This window comes from Nesterenkonia massiliensis (assembly GCF_000455245.1).
Lineage (GTDB): Bacteria > Actinomycetota > Actinomycetes > Actinomycetales > Micrococcaceae > Nesterenkonia > Nesterenkonia rhizosphaerae.
In genome coordinates this window covers 489,236-508,447 of the sequence record NZ_HG005165.1, presented here as the reverse complement: position 1 = coordinate 508,447, position 19,212 = coordinate 489,236, and the positions used below count along the sequence as shown (strand labels likewise).

The 19,212-nt window shown below is 63.4% G+C and carries 13 protein-coding genes; 2 read left to right on the top strand and 11 right to left on the bottom strand.

Features of this window, described 5'->3' with window-relative positions:
- Positions 1-29 precede the first annotated feature (29 nt).
- Complete coding sequence (locus tag TX78_RS02330) at positions 30-1,274, bottom strand: sulfurtransferase (protein ID WP_081652500.1); 1,245 nt, start codon at positions 1,272-1,274, stop codon at positions 30-32.
- 254 nt (positions 1,275-1,528) lie between these two features.
- Here TX78_RS02330 and guaB point away from each other — a divergent pair, with 254 nt between their 5' ends.
- A complete protein-coding gene (gene guaB, locus TX78_RS02325; RefSeq protein ID WP_044493192.1) occupies positions 1,529-3,049 on the top strand; it encodes an IMP dehydrogenase in 1,521 nt (506 codons plus the stop codon).
- A 7-nt stretch (positions 3,050-3,056) separates the two neighbouring features.
- The gene (locus TX78_RS02320; RefSeq protein ID WP_081652499.1) at positions 3,057-4,196 is read left to right on the top strand and encodes a GuaB3 family IMP dehydrogenase-related protein; all 1,140 of its coding nucleotides are present in this window, start codon (positions 3,057-3,059) and stop codon (positions 4,194-4,196) included.
- A 41-nt stretch (positions 4,197-4,237) separates the two neighbouring features.
- On the opposite strand, the gene TX78_RS02315 is transcribed toward TX78_RS02320, so the two are convergent.
- The 10 genes from TX78_RS02315 to TX78_RS02275 all read right to left on the bottom strand — a co-directional run bounded on the left by TX78_RS02315 (position 4,238) and on the right by TX78_RS02275 (position 19,142).
- Positions 4,238-5,176: a DNA-methyltransferase gene (locus TX78_RS02315; protein ID WP_081652498.1), complete on the bottom strand. Its 939-nt coding sequence runs from the start codon at positions 5,174-5,176 to the stop codon at positions 4,238-4,240.
- 106 nt (positions 5,177-5,282) lie between these two features.
- Positions 5,283-8,939 carry an ExeM/NucH family extracellular endonuclease gene (locus tag TX78_RS02310; protein WP_049897332.1) on the bottom strand — a complete coding sequence of 1,219 codons (3,657 nt, stop codon included), beginning with the start codon at positions 8,937-8,939 and terminating at the stop codon, positions 5,283-5,285.
- Positions 8,940-9,104: 165 nt separating this feature from the next.
- A complete protein-coding gene (locus tag TX78_RS02305; RefSeq protein ID WP_044493189.1) occupies positions 9,105-9,440 on the bottom strand; it encodes an LPXTG cell wall anchor domain-containing protein in 336 nt (111 codons plus the stop codon).
- Between the two features lie 319 nt (positions 9,441-9,759).
- On the bottom strand, positions 9,760-10,326 hold the full coding sequence (locus TX78_RS02300) for a methylated-DNA--[protein]-cysteine S-methyltransferase (RefSeq protein WP_044493188.1): 567 nt from the start codon (positions 10,324-10,326) through the stop codon (positions 9,760-9,762).
- Entirely contained in the window at positions 10,323-11,975 is a 1,653-nt protein-coding gene (locus TX78_RS02295; RefSeq protein WP_044493187.1) for an AlkA N-terminal domain-containing protein, read from the bottom strand. Before TX78_RS02295 ends, TX78_RS02300 begins: the two co-directional genes overlap by 4 nt.
- 102 nt (positions 11,976-12,077) lie before the next feature.
- Positions 12,078-12,209, bottom strand: coding sequence for a hypothetical protein (locus tag TX78_RS14470; protein WP_267878912.1), 132 nt, complete (start codon positions 12,207-12,209; stop codon positions 12,078-12,080).
- A 159-nt stretch (positions 12,210-12,368) separates the two neighbouring features.
- Positions 12,369-13,547, bottom strand: coding sequence for a Wadjet anti-phage system protein JetD domain-containing protein (locus TX78_RS02290; RefSeq protein WP_044493186.1), 1,179 nt, complete (start codon positions 13,545-13,547; stop codon positions 12,369-12,371).
- Positions 13,547-16,936, bottom strand: coding sequence for an ATP-binding protein (locus TX78_RS02285; protein WP_049897330.1), 3,390 nt, complete (start codon positions 16,934-16,936; stop codon positions 13,547-13,549). Before TX78_RS02285 ends, TX78_RS02290 begins: the two co-directional genes overlap by 1 nt.
- Complete coding sequence (locus TX78_RS02280; protein WP_044493185.1) at positions 16,933-17,658, bottom strand: DUF4194 domain-containing protein; 726 nt, start codon at positions 17,656-17,658, stop codon at positions 16,933-16,935. Before TX78_RS02280 ends, TX78_RS02285 begins: the two co-directional genes overlap by 4 nt.
- The gene (locus tag TX78_RS02275) at positions 17,655-19,142 is read right to left on the bottom strand and encodes a DUF3375 domain-containing protein (protein ID WP_044493183.1); all 1,488 of its coding nucleotides are present in this window, start codon (positions 19,140-19,142) and stop codon (positions 17,655-17,657) included. The genes TX78_RS02280 and TX78_RS02275 overlap by 4 nt, the downstream gene beginning before the upstream one ends.
- Between the last annotated feature and the right edge of the window lie 70 nt (positions 19,143-19,212).

Sequence of the window (19,212 nt, the reverse complement as noted above, 5' to 3'; positions counted from 1 at the left end):
CACATCCTGCCCCTGCAGGCCTAGGCGGCTCAGTTCCCGCCCCAGACGCCGCCGCGCTGACCAGTGTTGTTGGCCACCGGAACACCTACCGAGTTGCCCCATTCCGACCATGAGCCGTCATAGACCTTCACGTCCTCGCCCAGCAACTGGCTTAGTGCGTACCAGGTATGCGATGCACGTTCGCCGATGCGGCAGTACGCGATAGTCGGCTTGGAGAAATCCACGCCGGCATCCTCATAGACGCCGCGGATCTCTTCAGCATCCTTAAAGGTGCCGTCGTCGTTGACAATGCTGCCCCAGGGCACATTCACCGCCCCTGGGATGTGCCCCCAAATGGAAGCGCCCTCACCTTCGAAAATTTCGGCGTTGACGCCGACTTCACCGTTGTACTCGTCTGCAAAGCGAATATCGACCAGATTGCGCTCGCCGGTGTTCTGGCCTTCATTTGCAGCGTTGTCCTCGGCGATGGTGAGCACTTCTGGCTGCAGGGCGCGCAGGTCCAGGTTCTGCGCGGAGGCCTGCCAGTGACCTTCGATGACGGACGGAACCTCTTCGGTGAGCTCCCGGCCATCGACCTGTTCCCACTTCTTCAGTCCGCCGTCGAGCAGGCGGACATCTTCGGCGCCGTAGAGCTTGAAGACCCATGCCGCGTAAGCCGCGAACCAGTTGTTGTTGTCTCCGTAGATGACCACCGTGGTGTCATCATCGATCCCCAGTGACTGAGCAAGCTGCGTGAACTGCTCCTGGGAGACAAATTCGCGGGTGTTGGGCTGGGTGAATTCGGTAGACCAGTTCACATACTGTGCCTGGGGTATATGTGCCTCGGAGTAGGGCGTCAGCTCTGAGCTGGCGAGCTCCTCCGAGACGTCCAGGAGCACGATCCCCTGTTCCTGGAGCTCGCCTCGGTCCAGGCGCTCCGCCAGCCAGTCCGTGGTGACCAGCACGTTCTCACGATTCTCGTGCCCGTCCTGATGCACCGACTCCAGTCCGCGATGCTCGCCCGCAACTTGAACATTTGCCACCGTGGTGACTGCCTCGACGGTGCTTCTGCCTTCGCCGCTGTCTGTTGTGCTGCTAGTTTGCGTATCACTGTCCTGACCGATGGAGGAGGCAACGACGCCGCCTCCCACCGCAGCGAGAGCAGCGACGGCGATAAAGGCGACAGTGAGCCTCACGCCGCCGGATCGCCGGGTGGATGTGCTGTGATGACCTGCTGCTTCAGCTGCTGAAGCGTCGGCTGGATCAGAAGTATGAGGTGAGTTGTCGTCGCTCATCGGGATGGCCTTTCAGGGCGGTGTGGAAATCGGTGCCGTCATGCACCTGACGCGGCATGAATGGTGGTACGAGGAGAAGATGGCCCCTCCTGATGTCTCACTATGCCCGATATCTTCACGGTATAGCGAACATAAGTTCATTTTTTGTCACATTGTGTGAGCTGCGCCGTCTGCTCGGTGCGGAATGCTGCGGCCAGTAGACTTGTTGTCGCTGTCCACCGCATCAGCCGCGATACCACTGAGAGGCACCGCACGTGAGCCACACCCATGCTGAGGGGCACGACCCCTTCGCCTTTGTCGGACTGACCTATGACGATGTTCTGCTTCTTCCAGGCGAGACCGATGTCATTCCATCGGATGCCGATACCACTACACGCCTGACGAGGAACATCAAGCTCAGCGCTCCGGTGGTCTCCGCCGCCATGGACACTGTCACCGAAGCGCCTATGGCTATCAGCCTGGCCCGCCTGGGCGGTATCGGGATCATCCACCGCAACCTCTCCATTGAGGAGCAGGCTAAGCAGGTGGATCAGGTCAAGCGCAGTGAATCCGGCATGATCACTGACCCAGTCACCATCACTCCGGATGCCACTATTGCCGATCTTGACGCGATCTGCGCGCACTACAAGATCTCCGGACTGCCGGTGGTGGACGAGAACCGCAAGCTGCTGGGGATCATTACTAACCGCGATATTCGTTTTGTGCCGCCTGAGGAATACCTGACCACCAAGGTCTACGAGAAGATGACTCCTCAGCCGCTGATCACTGCGCAGGAGGGCATCTCCAATGCCGAGGTGCTGGCGCTGTTCTCCAAGCACCGTGTGGAGAAGCTGCCGCTGGTTGATGACCATGACATCCTCACCGGCCTGATCACCATCAAGGACTTCGATAAGGCCGATAAGTATCCGCAGGCCACCAAAGACGACGAGGGTCGGCTTCGGGTCGGTGCTGCTGTCGGTTTCTTCGGCGAGGGTTTCGAACGCGCCATGACACTGATCGAGGCCGGGGTGGACGTCCTGGTGGTGGACACTGCCAATGGTCATACCCGCGGTGTGCTGGACATGATCGCCAAGCTCAAGGCCGAGCCAGGCGCAAAGGGTGTTGATGTCATTGGCGGCCAGGCGGCTACTCGCGCCGGGGCTCAGGCGATCATCGACGCCGGTGCCGATGCCATCAAGGTAGGCGTTGGCCCCGGCTCGATCTGCACCACCCGCGTGGTGGCAGGCGTGGGCGTTCCGCAGATCACCGCCATCTACGAATCGGCCAAGGCCGCCATCCCGGCTGGAGTGCCGCTGATCGCCGACGGTGGTCTGCAGTACTCCGGAGATATCGGCAAGGCGCTGGTCGCCGGTGCCGACTCCGTGATGCTTGGGTCGGTGCTCGCCGGTGCCGCTGAGTCTCCGGGGGACTTGGTCTTCTATCAGGGCAAGCAGTTCAAGGCCTACCGGGGGATGGGCTCGCTCGGGGCGATGCAGACCCGGGGCAAGAACACCAGTTACTCCAAGGACCGCTACTTCCAGGCCGATGTCCCTGATGATGAGAAGCTCATCCCCGAAGGCATCGAGGGCCAGGTGCCCTACCGCGGACCGCTCTCGGCGGTGGTGCATCAGCTCACCGGCGGCCTGCGCCAGACCATGTTCTACGTCGGTGCCCACACCATTGAGGAGCTCAAGGCCAAGGGCAAGTTCGTGCGGATCACCTCAGCCGGGCTCAAAGAGTCCCACCCGCATGACATCATGATGACCGTCGAAGCCCCCAACTACGGCCGGAAGTGAGCCCGAAATCGTGAACGAGATCTCCATCGGCATGGCCAAATCCGGACGCCGTGCCTGGGCACTGGACGACGTCGCGCTGGTCCCCTCCCGACGTACCCGCAGCCCGCGTGATGTCAGCCTGGACTGGCAGATCGACGCCTACACCTTTTCCATGCCGGTGATCGGTGCGCCCATGGACTCCGTGATGTCGCCGGCCACTGCGATTGCGCTGGGCCGACTGGGCGGGCTGGGTGTGCTCAACCTTGAGGGACTGTGGACCCGGTATGAGAACCCGGAGCCGGTGCTTGAGGAAATCGCTCACCTGCAGGCGAAGGAAGTCTCCCCGGAGAACACCCGGCGTCTTCAAGAGATCTATTCTGAGCCCATTAAGGCTGAGCTGATCAAGGCCCGCCTGGCTGAGATCCGCGAGGCAGGTGTGGTGGTCTCCGGCTCGCTGACGCCTCAGCGCACCCAGGAGTTCTACCAGACCGTGGTCGATGCCGGGGTGGACATGTTCGTCATCCGCGGCACCACTGTCTCTGCCGAGCATGTGGCCCAGCAGGGTGAGCCGCTGAACCTCAAAGAGTTCATCTACGAACTCGATGTGCCGGTGATCGTGGGTGGAGCTGCCGGCTACACTCCGGCTCTGCATCTGATGCGCACTGGTGCCGCCGGTGTTCTGGTGGGCTTCGGCGGCGGTTCTGCCACCACAACCCGGCGGGCCCTGGGGATCCGCATCCCGATGGCCACTGCCATCTCAGATATTGCAGCTGCACGCCGTGACTACCTGGATGAGTCCGGTGGTCGTTATGTGCATGTCATCGCCGACGGCGGGCTGGGCAGCTCCGGGGACATCGTGAAGGCCCTGGCTATGGGTGCTGATGCGGTGATGCTCGGTGCCACACTGGCCCGTGCTGAAGAGGCCCCCGGCCGCGGCTGGCACTGGGGACTGGAGGCGGTGCATCCGGACTTCCCGCGCGGCCACCGCACCCAGGTGGGCACAGTGGCGCCGCTGGAGGAAGTCCTGGTGGGCCCCGGGCATCACACCGATGGTTCCTCGAACCTGATGGGCGGGCTGCGTCACGCTATGGCCTCATGCGGGTATGTGGACCTGAAGTCTTTCCAGCGGGTCGATGTCACGGTCACCCCGGCGGCTGGCAGCTTCTAGGCTGATCTTCAAAGGGGCTGGCCTTTCAGCGGGACTGGTCTTCAGAGGTACTGGATATTCTCTTCGCCCAGCCGGGCGCGCATGATCTCCATGGCTTCGGGGTTGAAATCGATCATGACAAACCGCCGGCCTAGCTGCTGGGCGACGGCGCCTGCGGTGCCGCTGCCTGCGAAGAAGTCAAGGACCCAGTCTCCTGGACGTGAGGAGGGCTGGAGGATTCTCTTCAGGATGCCTTCGGGCTTCTGGGTGGGGTAGCCGGTTTTCTCTTTGCCGTTGGTAGGCACAATTGTGTGCCACCAGACATCTGTGGGCAGCTTGCCGCGGGCAGCTTTTGCCGGGCTGACCAGTTCCGGAGCCATGTAGGGGATTCGCTCGATGGAGTCCTGGTTGAAGTAGTAGCCTTTCTGGCTTTTGGTATAGACCAGGATGGTGTCATGTTTGGTCGGCCAGCGACTCTTGGAGCGTCCGCCGTAGTCATAGGCCCAGATGATCTCATTGAGGAAGTTCTCACGCCCGAAGATTTCATCGAGCAGGATCTTGCAGTAGTGGGCTTCCCGGTAGTCGATGTGGAAGTACAAGGTGCCGGTGGGGTGGAGCAGGCGATGCGCCTCTTCCAGCCGTGGAGCGATGAAGCTGAGGTAATCGTCGTAGACGTCGAGGAAGACCATCCGGCGGGTCTCTTCGGTGTGGTAGCGCCTGCCGCCGAAACCAGTGCGCCTGCCGTCCTCAGGGGCGGGGCTGACTTTCAGGGTTCGGCGCAGCTGGGTACCGCCGGTATTGAACGGCGGGTCAATATAGATCAGCTGGAACTGCTCATCCGGCAGCTGCGGCAATAGCTGGGAGTTATCGCCCTGGATGACGTAGTTGGTTGCTGAGGAGAAATCCAGCTCCGGGAAGTCCCGGGGGGTCTCTTCCAGCGGCTGGCCGGTCTGGGGAAGGTCCGTGTGCTGGTGGGGACTTTCCTGTTCAGTGATGGTCATGGTGGGTCAAGTCTATGCGTGATACGCCCGGGGCCCAGGGACAGCTTTCGCCGTTTCCCTGGGCCCCGAGGATAGTCCCGGCTAGCCAGCCGGATCAGTCACACGCTTAGCAAGTGCCCTGCGGCTCCCAGGGGCCCCACTGTTCCCCGGGCTGCTGGTTGCGGCTGTACCACTTCGCGGTGTAGATGGTGTCGCGGTGCACCACCGTCTCTCCGCCACGGAACTCGGTACTGGGTGCCCATGCAGGCAGCACCTCGCCGGCGCACTGGATGGACTCTCCCACTTCGGCCCATGCGCTCCATACGGAGGACCCGGGCTCCTGGTATTGGGTCCACCACAGGGCGGTGAAGACCCGGCCCTGATGCTCCACGGTTTCTCCGCCGGTGTAGACCGTCGACGACGACCACGCCGGGTACTCAGAAGGCTCCTCGCCCGGCTCTTCAGGAGCGTCGCGCAGGGCGATATCCACCACGATCGGATCATGGTCCGAGGAACGCCACTGATCAGGAGAATGCAGCTGGGAGGCGGTGCCGTTGTACCGGCTGTACTCCAGGGCGATCGGCTCAGCGGCGTTGATCGACCAGATCTCGGCGTGAACGATGGACTCGGCTGCCGCTTCGGTGGTCAGCACGTGGTCCAGGGACCCGACTCGGCCGGAGAACATGTAGCTCCACTGACCCAGGTCCCCGGAGGTATTGGTGAATCCTGAGTCCTCCAGGACACGGATGGGATCTTCGCGCTCATAGGAGTTGAAGTCGCCCATCAGATAGACGGACTCGGTGCCGGTGTGCTCGGTCAGTGCCTGGGAGAACGCGGTCAGGCCGTGGGCCTGCTCAACTCGATCGGCATTCCATGCACCCTGGCCGTCACCGGTATCCCGGTTGGGGTTGGTGCTTCCGCTGGGGGCCGAGCCCTTCGACTTGAAGTGATTGACGATGGCGATGAACCGGTCCTCTTCGCCGCCGGCCACCGGCTGGAACTCCTGGGCCAGCGGTTCGCGGGCGTTGGAGTAGATAGCCGTCAGATCCAGTCCTGCGAAATGGTCTTCATTGAGCCCTTCGATGCCTTCGTCAAAGAGGATGTAGGAGTCGCCCACAGGTGCTACCCGGTCGCTGCGGTAGATGAATCCATTACGGATCACATCTTCCGACGACGCCGCAGGGACAGCCTGCGGGGAGGCCACGTAATCCCAGACCTCGGTGCCGGCTTCGCTGTTGAGCGCCTGGACCAGATTCGCCAGGGCATGATCGCGCCCGCCGTCGTCGAAGAAGTGCCTGGAGTTCTCGATCTCCTGCAGGGCCAGCACATCAGCGTCCATGCCCAGGATCGCCGAGACGATCTTGGACTGCTGCCGGGCGAAGCTCTCGGCGCTGTAGGCGCCGCGGACGTCGCAGTAGTTCGTGGTGGTCGGTTCGCCGTGGCGGTCGGAGTAGTACTCGCAGCCCGGTTCGTCCTCGCCGAGAGAGACGAAGTAGTTCAGCACGTTGAAACCGGCCAAGCGAATATCTCCCTGACGTGCGGAGATCTCGCTGCGAGTGTTCTCAAAGGTCGCGGGGCGCGCATCCTCTGAGCCGGTGTCCACGTTGTAATGACCCAGCGGCTGGAAGCGCCACTGGTCGAAGCGGTAGTCCAGGATCACCTGGGTTTCCCAGTTCACGCTGGCACCTACCCGGACAGGGGCATCCGGGTACACATAGGGCAGCCGGTTGTGCACGTTCTCGTTGCCAAAGGCCCAGCTGGCTGAGGAGCCGTCATCGAGGTAGATGACCCGCTCGGCATTGCGGGACTCCATGGCCTGTGCCTCTTCGCCGGGCAGCACCACCGAGGTGGGGTTGCGCAGCGGCTCGGTACCGGTGACGATCCCGACCTCACCGTACTGATTCAGCGTGTAGTGGTCCGTGACAGTCCAGTCGCCCTGGGGGTCCACCAGCATATGCTGCAGGGTCAGCCGCTCATCGGAGTTCTCGGGAAACTCGTCAATGACCACGGGCTTGATTGCCTCGAAGGGCTCATCCTCGATGATCAGCAGCTCATGCTCCTCGGGACCAGCCGAACGGGTGTCCAGGTTCAGCTGGACAGCGCCGCTGTAGACGGTCACATCAGCGGTGAGCTCCACCAGGTCCCCGGACTCAACATTGCGGGCCTCTTGCGGGGAGTAGACGAAGATCCCGTCGGAGGCCACGTGGGTGTCCAGGTCGATATCCCCGCCGGTGCCGGAGGTCTGAATGACGAAGCCGCCGAGGCCGCCCGTTGGGTAGGTGGCGGTGACTACGCCGCGTACGGTGACCGGCTGGTTCAGCAGCGGGTTCTCGGCCGCGGAGGTCTCCCGAGGAATCTCATTGATCTCGACCTCCTGGACGTCCCCGCGCGGAGCTGGTTCGTGGACGATCTGCTCGCCGCTGGAGTTGGTGGGGGAGATCCGCTCGCTCAACTGGAAGTCCGCGGTGTTGTCATTGGTGTCCACGCCGTCTTCTACGCGGGCCATGGAGAGGACCTCGGTGGTGCTGCCCGAACGGGCCGGAGCAGATTCAAAGGTATTGGCGGTGCCGTAGCCGAGGAGGTCGACGACGTTCTCCGCCTCCTGCACGTCTCCGAGGGGGACCTGCAGGCGCTCAGTGGTGGAGGCCAGCCAGATCACCCCGTTGGAGGTGGCGATGCCGCTGCTGAGGTGGCTATCCGGTGCAGGCAGCTGCTGACCGTTGCCGCCGCTGAGTCCCTGGTTGCTGATCAGGTAGTAGCCGCCAGCGTCGATGGTGCCGCCGAGGGCAACTGTTCCGGAGGGACTCAGGTTGGTTTCGGCTCGGGTAGCCGGCCGGTACTGCAGTGACCAGCCGTCCAGAGAGACCGGCTCGGTGCCGTAGTTGTAGAGCTCGATGAACCGCTGCGAGAAGGCTGCCTCGGCGCCGCCGCCCTGAGCATAGACCTCATTAATGACCACGGTGGGATGATCATCGCCCGGCTCTGGGGTCGGTTCCGCGGTGGGTTCGGGTGTCGGCTCGGGAGTCGGCTCCGAAGTGGGCTCTGAGGTTGGTTCCGGTGTCGGAGTGGGCTCCGGTTCAGAGCCAGAGAGGGTCTCTCCGCGGGAGTTGGTGGGGGAGGGGGCCTGCCGACTGAAATCGGCGCTGTTGTCGTCAGTGTCTGCCGCGTTCGTGCGGTGCAGGCTCTGCGTGTTGGTGCCGGCGATGGCAGCGGCGGTTTCGAAGGTGTTGGACCCGCCATATCCCAGCAGGTCCACGACCTGTGGATGCTCGGTCACCGAGCCGGTTCCCAGATCGCTCAGCGCCTGGGAGGTGGAGGCCAGGATGAAGGTACCGCCGGCTGCTGCGCCGATTGCTGCTCCGGTTTGGGCATCAGCTGCTGGCAGAGCCTGTCCGGTACCGGAGTTGCCGCCGCCCTGGATCAGGTAGTGACCACCTGCCGGCACCGTGCCGCTGAGCGCCACTGTGGAACTGGGTGTCCCGGTGCTGCCCTGAGCCCGGTACTGCAGGGACCAGCCGTCAACCGAGACCGCGTCGTCGCAGGTGTTGTACAGCTCAACATAGCGATTCAACAGCGCAGCCGAGCCGGATCCGCCATTGGGGAATGCCTCGTTGATGACAACGCAGTCAGTCTCGGCCGAGTCAGCGTGAGCCGTTGGTTCCGCCTGCGCGGGAGCGAGGGCCGATCCTAAAAGAGCGCCGGTAAGTCCCAGCGTCGCTAGTGAACGCCTTATGCGAGAACCGAGCCGGCCTGCGTTCTGGGTAGGCAGTGGTGGTGTGCTCATATTTTTCTTTCTCATCAGTGCGGGCAGCAAAACAGGCAGGTGAAAACTGTCCTGGCTGCGTGATCCAGGTCCCATCCAAGCAGGCCTAGATGAACGCAATGCAACATGGCTGGGCAAACCGCCGTTCACCTTGATGCCTTGGGGCAGCGGAGTGCCTCGGTGAGACTACTTCAGTGCAGTGGCCCGGCGCTGCCGGATCACGAGGAATGCGCCGACCGCCAGGAGCAGCACCGCCAGCAGGCTGATGACTGCCACGGTGGCACCGGTCTGAGCCAGTCCACCGGCCGGTGCAGCCTGGGGGCCTTGTCCGGCTCCGGCGTCTCCTCCAGCCGCAGGTGCCGAGGGGGACGGTGTGTCAGCGGGTTCGGTGGGGTCCAGAGGAGTCTCGGCACCGGCGTCGGCGTCAGCTGCCAGGACGGTCACAGCTAAGGTGATCTCGAGCCCGGTGATGGGCTCGGTGATCACGTGGAAGTCGTTGTTCGAGATGATCTGCAGCTCCACAATGGAGTCGCTGCTCTCCTCAGCGGCCTCGCAGGCTCCAGGAGTGCTTCGTCGGCAGCGTCATCGGCTGAGCTGAGCTGCTCGGTGTGGTCATCGTCAATGGCGTCCTGGCCCTGGTCGGTCACCGTGGCGGCGCGCGGGCTCGGGGTATTCAGGCAATCCGGTCATGGGTTTCCTCCGCAGAAGTGCGAATAAGATGTGGCACACCACGGCAGGGGCTGCTGGAACTGATCCAAACAGCCTCAGGTGAACTTTGGAAGACATGTGGGTGAATTGAGCGCGGTGACTTTCAGCGGCTATACGGCGAAGACTCCGGTAGTTATCGGCTTTCGCGCAGCAGCAGATCCTGCTTCAGGGGCAGACCGTAGCGGAATCCGCCGAGGGTACCGTCACTGCGAATGACCCGGTGGCAGGGGACGAAGAGCGCGGCGGCATTCATGGCACATGCCGCTGCGGCTGCACGCGCAGCCGTGGGACTGCCGGTTGCCGCCGCGTATTCGCGGTAGGTCACCGGTTTCCCCGGTCCCACTTCGCGCAGCGCGTCCCAGGCCTTCTGGCGGAAGGGCCCTGACTTTTGATGCACCGGGACGGCGCTGATCGCGGTCAGGTCGCCGTCGTAGTACTGCCGTACTGCTTTGACCGCCTGAGAGAGCACGACGTCGGCGCTCGGGTCCTCATATCGCGTAGATGTGGGTGCCAGGCCCGGGTCTCCGATGCTGCGCAGGCTGGGGTGGATGAGCAGCTCCAGGGACTGCAGATCAGCAGTCCACCCGGAGGCGAGCACCGCCGAGTGGCCCGCGATGATGCTGAAGATCCCGTCCGGAGTCTGCACGGAGGTGCTCGGGAGGGCGCTCTCAGGCGTGGCCTGGACTTCGGTGGTGGTCATGTGCTGGACCTTTCACTGCGGTGATGGTGATCGGGTACGGCTGCGGCGCTCCAGAGGTGCATGGCGGCATAGGAGCGCCATGGTGACCATCTTCTGGCATGAGCCCGCAGCAGCCGGTGGGCCGTCGTCGTCGGTGTACTGGTGCTCATGAGCCCCAGCCGGCGAGCCCCAGCCACAAGCGCCACATCCCCGGTCATCCAGATATCCGGTGGGCTGAGCACACGCAGCAGCAGATAAGAGGCTGTCCATTCGCCGATGCCGGGCATTGCACACAGTTGAGCCCGAAGAGTCTCGGGGTCTGTGCCGGTATGCAGCATCAGGTCTCCGTTCACCGCGGCAGAGGCGAGACCTCGTACGGTGCGAACCGAACGAGCCGGCAGCCGCAGCGGACGCTCTGGGTCTGGAGGGTCGTGCTCGGCTGCGGGCTCGGGGATGCCGTCGAGCAGCTGTTGCGGGGTGGGGAAGAGCAGTGTGAGGCCGGGAATGCTGGAGGCGTAGGGGGTGCCGAGCAGTTGGACGAGTCGGCTCAGATGGGTACGTGCAGCGCGCACGGAGATCTGCTGGCCGACCACGGCACGGGTGAGGTACTCCTGTGCGTCGAGGGCACCAGGCAGCCTGATGCCGGGTCTCGCAGCCACCAGCGGTGCAAGAACAGCGTCGGTGCTGAGCGCGGAGTCTACTGCCACAGGATCAGCGTCGAGGTCGAAGCTGCGTCGGATCCGGCCCACCAGTAACGGGATATCAGCCAGTGAGCTGACTTCACAGTGCATGCTCAGCTGCCAGCCGTCCTGCCCGGCGGTTGCCGTGACCTCTACAGCGGCCGGACCGTGAGGCAGCTGCAGCGTCCGCGCGTATCGCAGCGTCGCCTCGGTGAGTTCGGCGGTTTCCACACCGGGCAGCGCGCGTTCGGCCAAGAAGCTGAAGATCCCCGGGGCGTCATAGGGCTGGCGGGTGGGGAGGGCCAGGTGAAGGTGCAGGCGGTTCGCTGCTGGATCTGTGAGCGAGGCAGCGGTCGCTTCTTCCGCCGAGCGGTAGTCAACCTTGGCGGGTTTGCGGGAGCTTCTGCGGATCTGCAGGGGAGTGGCGGCGAAGATCTCCTGCATGGTGTGGTTGAACTGGCGCAGGGAGTGGAAGCCCGCGGCGAAGGCAACCTCGGCGGCGGGAAGATCTGTGGATATCAACAGAGTTCTGGCGATCTGTGCGCGGTTGGCCCTAGCTAGTGCCACGGGACTGGCACCTAGTTCGCTGATGAGTGTGCGATGCAGATGACGACTGGTATAGCCGAGCCGCTCGCTGAGAGCCTGGACCCCGCCGTCGTTCATGATCCCTTCACTGATGAGCCGCATAGCGCGTGCGGCCAAGTCCTGACGCAGATTCCACTGCGGGGTGCCCGGGGACGCTTCAGGCAGGCAGCGCTTGCATGCCCGGTACCCGGCGGCATGTGCCGCTGCGGAGGTCAGGTAGAAGGTGACGTTCTCTGGTTTCGGGGTGAGTGCAGGGCAGGACGGTCGGCAATAAATGCCGGTTGACGAGACTGCGGTGAAGAACTGGCCGTCCAACCGCTTATCTCTGGCTTGCACGGCGCGATAGCGCTCAGCGAACTCAGCGTCAGGCTGGGTTAGCCGGGGGAGCGTGCGGTCCGGTGTCATGGCACCATCTCATCGCCTCGGCGGCGAGAAAGCTAGCGGGAATCGGACATGACGTGAGCCGCCAGCGGTGAGTGTCTTAGGACAGGGCCGGCCATGGCGTGTTCACAGGTGACGACGGCGACCGCGCACGTAGGTGCTGACAGAGGCCAGAGCCATCGCGGTGATGACTATGACACTGAAGATGATGACTGAGAACTCTGCTGCATTGGTGAGGGCGTTGAGGATATTTTCCATACCTCACACGCTACGGAGCCGTCGCGGCCGCGGCATCGGAGCCCGGGCTGATCTTTGACTCAGCCTGTAGGTGGAGAAGTAGGGTGGGCCCGCGCTGATGGGATAAGGCCCGGGGATGAGGCAAGGGTTGAGGCGGTGCGCCTTCTCGGACGGCTGTGCTCATCCGTGCGGTGCAGCAGCCTGGTGCAGCGCTTCGAGCACTGTGTTCCAGGGGACCCTCTCCTGTTCGAGTCGGAGGTTTCCCCACTGGGCCAGTGCGGTGAAGAGTTCCTCTTCGCTGGGAGTCAGATGTGCCGGCATGGACCGCGGTGCTTGTGGGTGGTCGTCACCTGCGAGGTCGCGGTGATTCTGCAGGGTTTCGCAGTCGGTAAGTATGCTCCGGGTATGCGGCAGATGGCTGCGTACTCGGCTGAGGATGCGCAGCCCTTCAACATCAATATCACCCCAGTAGATCAGGTCCGTGCTGTGCAGCCAGGGCAGTTCGGCCAGCAGCGGGGCACCCGTGCTGCCGGGGTTGTGGATACCGATGGCGCCCGATATCGGGGGAAGTGCCAACAGGCTCTGCAGGTTTTCAACAACGACGACGCAGCGCGGCTGAATGTCCCAGGCAGACAGCTCGGAGACCGGGGCGGTAATGTCCTGAATTCCGCCTGGGGCCAGGACCGGGTCCAGCACCCGAATTCGCAGTGTGACGGGGAGCCGATTCAGCCCCAGGGCTGTGTCCCCGGTCACCGCTGCCACCAGTGGTGCGATGATCTTCCTGTGGCCCTCCAGCCATTTGGTGTGGACACCGCGGACTGGCAGCTGGCGCGGGAAGAGCTGGGAATTCTGGTGCTGCAGCAGCCAGTCGGTGACCTCCTGCAGACGCTGAAAGTCCGACTCCGGCAGTTCAGCGATGCTCTTGGCGGATCTGCGCAGGGCATCCGGAATCTGCTCAGCCGCCGCGGTGTGGTGCCCGACTGCGTGTGCCTGCAGCATTTGGTTCAGCTGGGTGATCCGCTCCTGAACCGTCTCCCAGTGCCGCTGTTTGCCGATGAACTGTGCTACATCACTGGGTGCGGGAAGCACCAGCCGGATCGGCACAGTATTGGTCCCAGCGCTGGCCCAGCGGCGAGACTCCCACTTGAGGTGTGAGTTGTGGCTCAAAGTCTGCTCGGCGCTTCCCCAACCCCTGATCCAGGACGCCACATCTTCGGTGTGGTGCAGGGCCACAGACTCAGTGGGTGGATGCAGCGGAATATCAACTGTCACCTCATCCGCACCTACGGCGCACCATTGGGCGAAACGTCGCTGGTAGAGGGCGCTGAGCTTCTCCTTAGCTTGGTCGACTGAGAGCATCAATGCACCTCCAACAGCGTTCCGGCCTCATCGGGCGCGGCGTCGCTGATGGGTTCTGGACTATTTCCCTCGGCGGAGCGCTTCTCTGAGAGATAGCGCTCGGCTTCTTCCCAGGTCACCGGTGTGGCGTGGGAGTCTCGGCTCTCGTGGCAGGAGACCAGCGCGATGCTTCCGACATACTCCTCCAGCACCTGCAGCATCTTCAGCGGTGTCGCCAGGATCATATGGAAGCCGAACTCCTTGAAAATGTTCAGGGCCATGCGCGTGAAGGTGACATCGGATTTGTCGAAGGCCTCATCCATCACGATCGAACCGTAGGTGGGGGAGTCCTCGTCCTGGCGTGTGAGCTGGTAGCGCAGTGCGGCGGCCAGGCAGAAGACCACCAGCTTCTGCTTCTGGCCTCCTGAGCGGCCCTGCCCGGAGTCGTGCCAGTCGACGATGTCGCCGTCGAGGTTCTGTTCCAGGCCCAGGAACTTCACGTGCCGTCGGGTGTCCAGGCACTGGACCTGCCAGCTGCGGTCGGCTGCATCGGAGGAGGCCAGCTGGCCCATGATCCGATCCAGGAGCGCGAAGCGCTTCTCTGCTTCGTGACGGTCCTCTTCGAAGGCCAGCATATTGTGGGTGATGCTGTTGAGATCGTCGAGGAATTCCTGGGCGACTGTCGGTCGACTGAGGTCGACTCGGATCTGCAAGTGGCGGCCTTCTGCGAAGGGGCTGCGAAGCAATGAGTGGTTGATCGGCTCCACCCGGGCTTTGACCTCGCGGTAGGCGCTGCGGATCCTATTGGCCAGCAGACCAATGTTCCGCTGGGACTGCTCGCGCAGCATCTCAAAGAACCGCTGTTCGAATTCGGGCAGCCGGTCGGCTCGAAGGCGCTGCAGGATGCCGAGGTACTCGCTGCGCCCTTCGACTCCCGGCACTGCGTCAGCGGCTTCAGCGGGCCATTGCTGGTGAAAGGTGTAGGCGGTTTTCTCGATGCGGGATTGAGCTTCGTGCCGGTCATCGGCGACCTGCCGGGCGGCCCGCGCCAGGGCTTCGGCCACTTTGGCGGAGTCGGCGTCGATGGTCTCGTGGGTGAGCCGGCGTTCTGACCGGACCCGGGAAAACTCGTCCTGCAGCTGTTCGGTGGTGTGCTCATCGAGCTCTTCGACCTGCTGCTGGCGCAGCCTGTCCAGCTGCGTTTGGAGGCTGTTCAGCCCCTCCGCGGCGCGGATGCTGCGGGTCTGGGCCGCATCAGCTTCGGCTCGTGCGTCGTGCTCGGTCTGCTGGGCCTGTTCAAGGCGGTGTTGGGCTGCACGCAGGTCACCGTCCTGAGCCAGCAGGGTAGCTTGTGCGTGCTGTGCCTGCTGCAGCTCATGCCGCCGCTGTGCGACGTCGAGCTGCTCCCACGTCATGTCCTGCAGCTCAATGAGGACATCCAGTCGCTTCTGGGCCAGGCGGTTCTCCCGCTCCGCTGCGCCCAACTGTTTGTCCACGTGGCTGATTTTCTGGCCGATCTCCCGCAGCAGACCGAAATAGTGTTCGACCTTGGCTTCATTGTCGAAGCCGAGAATCCAGCCGCTGGGGTCATTGACCCTGCGGCGGTCATCCTTCTCATAACTGCGCCGACCACGTTTGACCTGTCCGGACCGGGTGACTGCCTGTTCGTGGTCGGTTAGTTGGACCGGGGTCTCTACACAGGTGTAGTCGTAGTGCTGAGAGAGTTCGGTGTTCAGCCAGGCGGTGAACTGGCCTTCGGCAACGTCGATGCGGTGCACCACGGATGCCCCTGAGGATGCGGCACGGGGGCGCTCCACGGATGTGGGAACCACACGGTACTTCAGCCTGGTGCCCAGGTGGGCGGCGTCGACGGCGATCCGCACACTGTCCTCATGGGCCGCCGGCACCAGCATGACAGTGCCCAGCGGGCGCAGGACCCGCTCCAGCGCTCCGGTCCAGTCGGCGTACTCGTCGCGGACCTGGAGCAGCTCCGCGGCATAGGGCAGTGCAGTCTCCGGCAGCCCGGTGACTTTGAGAATCAGCTCCCGGGCGGCAATCAGACGGTGATCAATATTGGAGCGACGCTGCTTCATGGACTGGGTCTCAGTCTCCACGCCCTCCTGCTCCAGGACCAGCCGGGCGCGCTGCTGCTGCAGCAGCTGAACCTGTTCGCGCCGGGCAGCCTGCTGCTCCTGGTGCTCCAGCTGTTCGGTGCGCCCGAGTTCCTGCAGACCGCTGAGACCTGCGTAACTGTCGGGGGTCTGGATATTAGCCGAGTCCAGCTTCTTCTTCAGCTGTGTGAAACGTGCTTCGGTGTCCTGCAGCCGCTCCTGACTGACCTTGACCTTCAGGGCCGCTGCTTCCAACTGTGCTCCACCTTGGGAGTCCACCAATGACTGGGCGCTGCGCCTGCCATCCTCGGCACTGGCCAGGGTCAGCTTAGCGCGATGGTATTGCTCTTGGGCCACGCGCGCCGAGGATGCGGCCGACTCCCGGGCGCTCTCCAACAGGCTGATCTTCTTGGTGCGCGTATATGATTCCCGGGCCGTGCTGAGTCGCTCGAGCCGCTCCAGCTCAGCTTCGGCGTGCTCGAATCGGTGTGCCTGCTCCTCCAGAGGCTCAAGGTGTTCGATCTGGTGGCGGGCAGTCACTACCGCCTGATGCGCTTCGGAGAGTTCCCCGAACTGCTCCACTGCCCGTTTGGCCAGGTCGAAGGTCTCCGGCTCATCCAGCATGAAGTTCCGAAACAGATCATCCAGACTCCCCAGGTTCTTTGCAGACTGGGTCTTGTGCAGCAGAAGTGCGGCGCGTTCGCCTGCGATGCCCAGCTCACGGGTATAACGGGCGAGGAACCGGGGATGGGACTTATTCACATAGGCCTGCGGCATGGCCTGCTTCAGCGCGCGTTCGGCGATGCCTTTGGTGGCAAAGTCCTCGAAGTCCATCAGCTGCACCGGCTCATGGGTCAGGATGTGCAGCTCATCCAAGTCTCCGGGCTTAGCAGTGCTGCGTTTGGCATGCAGCAGCTTCACCAGGCAGCGCACGTTGTTGGCGCCGTCGCTGTAGCGCAGCATGATGCCGCTCCATGTCGCACCGGATCGCAGATACTGGGTGCTGACCTCGCCGGTGTCCTCATCGGCGCCCCGGGCATAGGCGCCCCGGACATAGGTGAGCTTGCTGCGGTCATTGCCCCGCGAGGAGCCGTCGGCAGCCGCGGCGTTGAAGCTGGCCTGCTGGGTGGGGGTCAGCACCGCAGTGATCGCATCAACAATCGAGGACTTGCCAGATCCTGAATGCCCTGTCAGCAGGAAGCCGCGGCGTGAGACCTCCATAGTGTGCAGCCCATGGAAGGTCCCCCAGTTGACCAGCTGGATCTGGTCCAATCGCCACTGGCCGGATTGTTCGGTCATGACTGGTCCTCCACGTCGTCTGCCTCGCCGTCGAACTGTGCCTGCAACGTCTCATCAGGGTCTGACACGTCACCCTGTCTGCCGGTGAGCATCTGCGTATAGACTTCGCGCAGCGCGGTGATCTCATCGGGCCCGAAGACCAGCCGCAGCACCGGGGAGATCTCAAAGCGCCCCTCAGCCTGGGTCGCCGGTGTCCGCTGCAGGATGCCCAGGCTGACCATCGTGTCCCAGGATGATTTGATGCGCTTGGCAAATAGCGCGGCGTCGGTGGAGGTCGCTTCGCGGTAGCCGCTCAGCTGTTCGAACACCTCATCGCGGCCGATGATCACCCGCTGCCCGGCTTGAGCGCTGACAAGTTCGCGCCGCAGGTGCAGCAACAGCGCAGTGTCCATCAGGGTCATTGAGCGGGTGCGAACCACCTGAGGGGCGTCATCGTCTTGGGTCTGTGCATTGCGGATGAACGCCACCCCACGCTCAGCGTCAATCACCAGATCCAGGTACATATCTGCCAGTCGTGAGCGGATAGCGTCCGTGTCGGCCATCAGCGCACGCCAGTTCTGCGCCTGGCGCTCCGCGGTCAAGAACGGCCCTTTGACTAGGGCAACCAGCGCGCGGCGAGATTCAACGCGCAGCGTGCCGGTGTCGCCATCCCAGGCGGCAGCCGATGACGCCTCCTCCTCAGCCGGAAGGTGGGGTGCCTCGTGGCCTGAGGGGGTGCTCATGTGATGGGCTCCTTGAAGAGATAGACGGGCACACGTGCCAAGCGCTGCTGTGGACTTGACGGGGCGACGTCGGTCTCAGTCTGCGGTGAGGTCGGTGACCACTGGACGTCTTCGATGCGCTGGGGTACCGCGGTGGCGTGCTGCTGGGCGAGCACCAGCATTCCGATGACCGAAGCGACTCCCTGGGTGGCCGGATGCCTGTCCAGCACTTCGGCAATTGTTGAGGGACCGTTTCCGGCGAGCACTGCGTTGATGCTGTCGATCAGCTCGGCGGTGTCGATCTCGGTCTCGCGGACGCTCTTCAGCAGTGCCCCCACATCCACAACTGGGGGCTCTGCCTGTGCCACCGGTTCGGTGACGGCTGAGTCTTGGGGATCGTGCAGTTTCATGGCCGACACGCTGGAGATGGGCACACGGCTCAGATCGAGGGTGTAGTTGATTTCGCGGAACGGGCGGTGACCCTGCTGGAAGAGGTCGTTTGCTTCTGCGGACGCGGCTCGCAGCAGTTGATGGACTTTGCGCTCTTCGGCTAATTCCTCAGACTGCACGAATCGGCGCAAGCTGCGCGAGAGCGATGTCATCACCTGGTGGATTTCGCTCGATGAGTCCTGCAGGGTGGTCAGCAGCCGTCGCAGGCCGCTGCGCTGACCGGTGGTGAGGCCCCGGGCGAAGGGCCGCTCCAAGAGAGTGTCGAGGTCATCGCTGAGAGCCACGGTCCGTTCCGGGTCCAGGATGAGGGAGTAAAACGCGCTGAAGGACCGGCCCTCGGGGGAGTCCTGCAGCAGGTCGACGCCGCGGAATATTTCATCGAGCACGCGGCCGCGGGACTGAGGCTCCTCAATGAGCTGGCGGCGAAGCTGGCCGTTGAGCTCCTCCAAGGAAACCCGCAGCCTAGCGAAGTCTTCGGGAAGCTCAGCCAGCAGCGAGAGGATCTCCTCGGTGCGTTCAAGGGCTCGCGGGGATTCCATGACCGGGATGTCACCGGCGGCCAGCTGACGGATTTCCTCATCGATCCTGGCACGTTCGGCCTGAAGCGCTTCGATCCGCCGAGTAGCATCGGGGTCGGTGTCGATGCTCAGGCGGCGGATACGTTCGACGATGGTGGTGAGCCGCGATTCGGTTACTGAGCTACGTGGCGCGGTGAGTTCTTGGACGAACCGAATCGCAGCTAGCGCTCCGTCAGAGAGGGAGTAGAGTTCTTCCCTGCTGCGACTGGGACGGCGTATCAGTAAGCCTGCGTCGAGCCAGGACCTGCAGTATTGGATCGCGGTCTGGGGCAGATCGAATCCGTGTGTGCGCAACTCTTCGAGGTCCGTATTGACGAGTTCGAAAAGCTCGGAGGAGGGAAGTTCCCGGTGATGGTCGGATAGGTGGCTCCCTAGTATCGCCACCGCGACGGGCGCGTTGACAGAGCGCAGCAGAGACCACGCTGCGCTCTTCTCTGCTGTCCTGCGCGCTTCAAGTGCCGTCCTCAGGGCCGTCATCTTTACACATCCTACGCGCAGCGGGAGAAACGCGGTGCCGCCCGAGTTCTGAACTGAAGTGCAACGCTTC

Excerpts from the sequence above, each read along its gene's own strand:
- TX78_RS14470 (WP_267878912.1), bottom strand. The coding sequence starts at position 12,209 with ATGGAAAATATCCTCAACGCCCTCACCAATGCAGCAGAGTTCTCAGTC.
- TX78_RS02315 (WP_081652498.1), bottom strand. The coding sequence starts at position 5,176 with ATGACCATCACTGAACAGGAAAGTCCCCACCAGCACACGGACCTTCCC.
- TX78_RS02285 (WP_049897330.1), bottom strand. The coding sequence starts at position 16,936 with ATGACCGAACAATCCGGCCAGTGGCGATTGGACCAGATCCAGCTGGTC.
- TX78_RS02290 (WP_044493186.1), bottom strand. The coding sequence starts at position 13,547 with ATGCTCTCAGTCGACCAAGCTAAGGAGAAGCTCAGCGCCCTCTACCAG.
- TX78_RS02310 (WP_049897332.1), bottom strand. The coding sequence starts at position 8,939 with ATGAGCACACCACCACTGCCTACCCAGAACGCAGGCCGGCTCGGTTCT.
- TX78_RS02280 (WP_044493185.1), bottom strand. The coding sequence starts at position 17,658 with ATGAGCACCCCCTCAGGCCACGAGGCACCCCACCTTCCGGCTGAGGAG.
- TX78_RS02300 (WP_044493188.1), bottom strand. The coding sequence starts at position 10,326 with ATGACCACCACCGAAGTCCAGGCCACGCCTGAGAGCGCCCTCCCGAGC.
- TX78_RS02330 (WP_081652500.1), bottom strand. The coding sequence starts at position 1,274 with ATGAGCGACGACAACTCACCTCATACTTCTGATCCAGCCGACGCTTCA.
- TX78_RS02275 (WP_044493183.1), bottom strand. The coding sequence starts at position 19,142 with ATGACGGCCCTGAGGACGGCACTTGAAGCGCGCAGGACAGCAGAGAAG.
- TX78_RS02295 (WP_044493187.1), bottom strand. The coding sequence starts at position 11,975 with ATGACACCGGACCGCACGCTCCCCCGGCTAACCCAGCCTGACGCTGAG.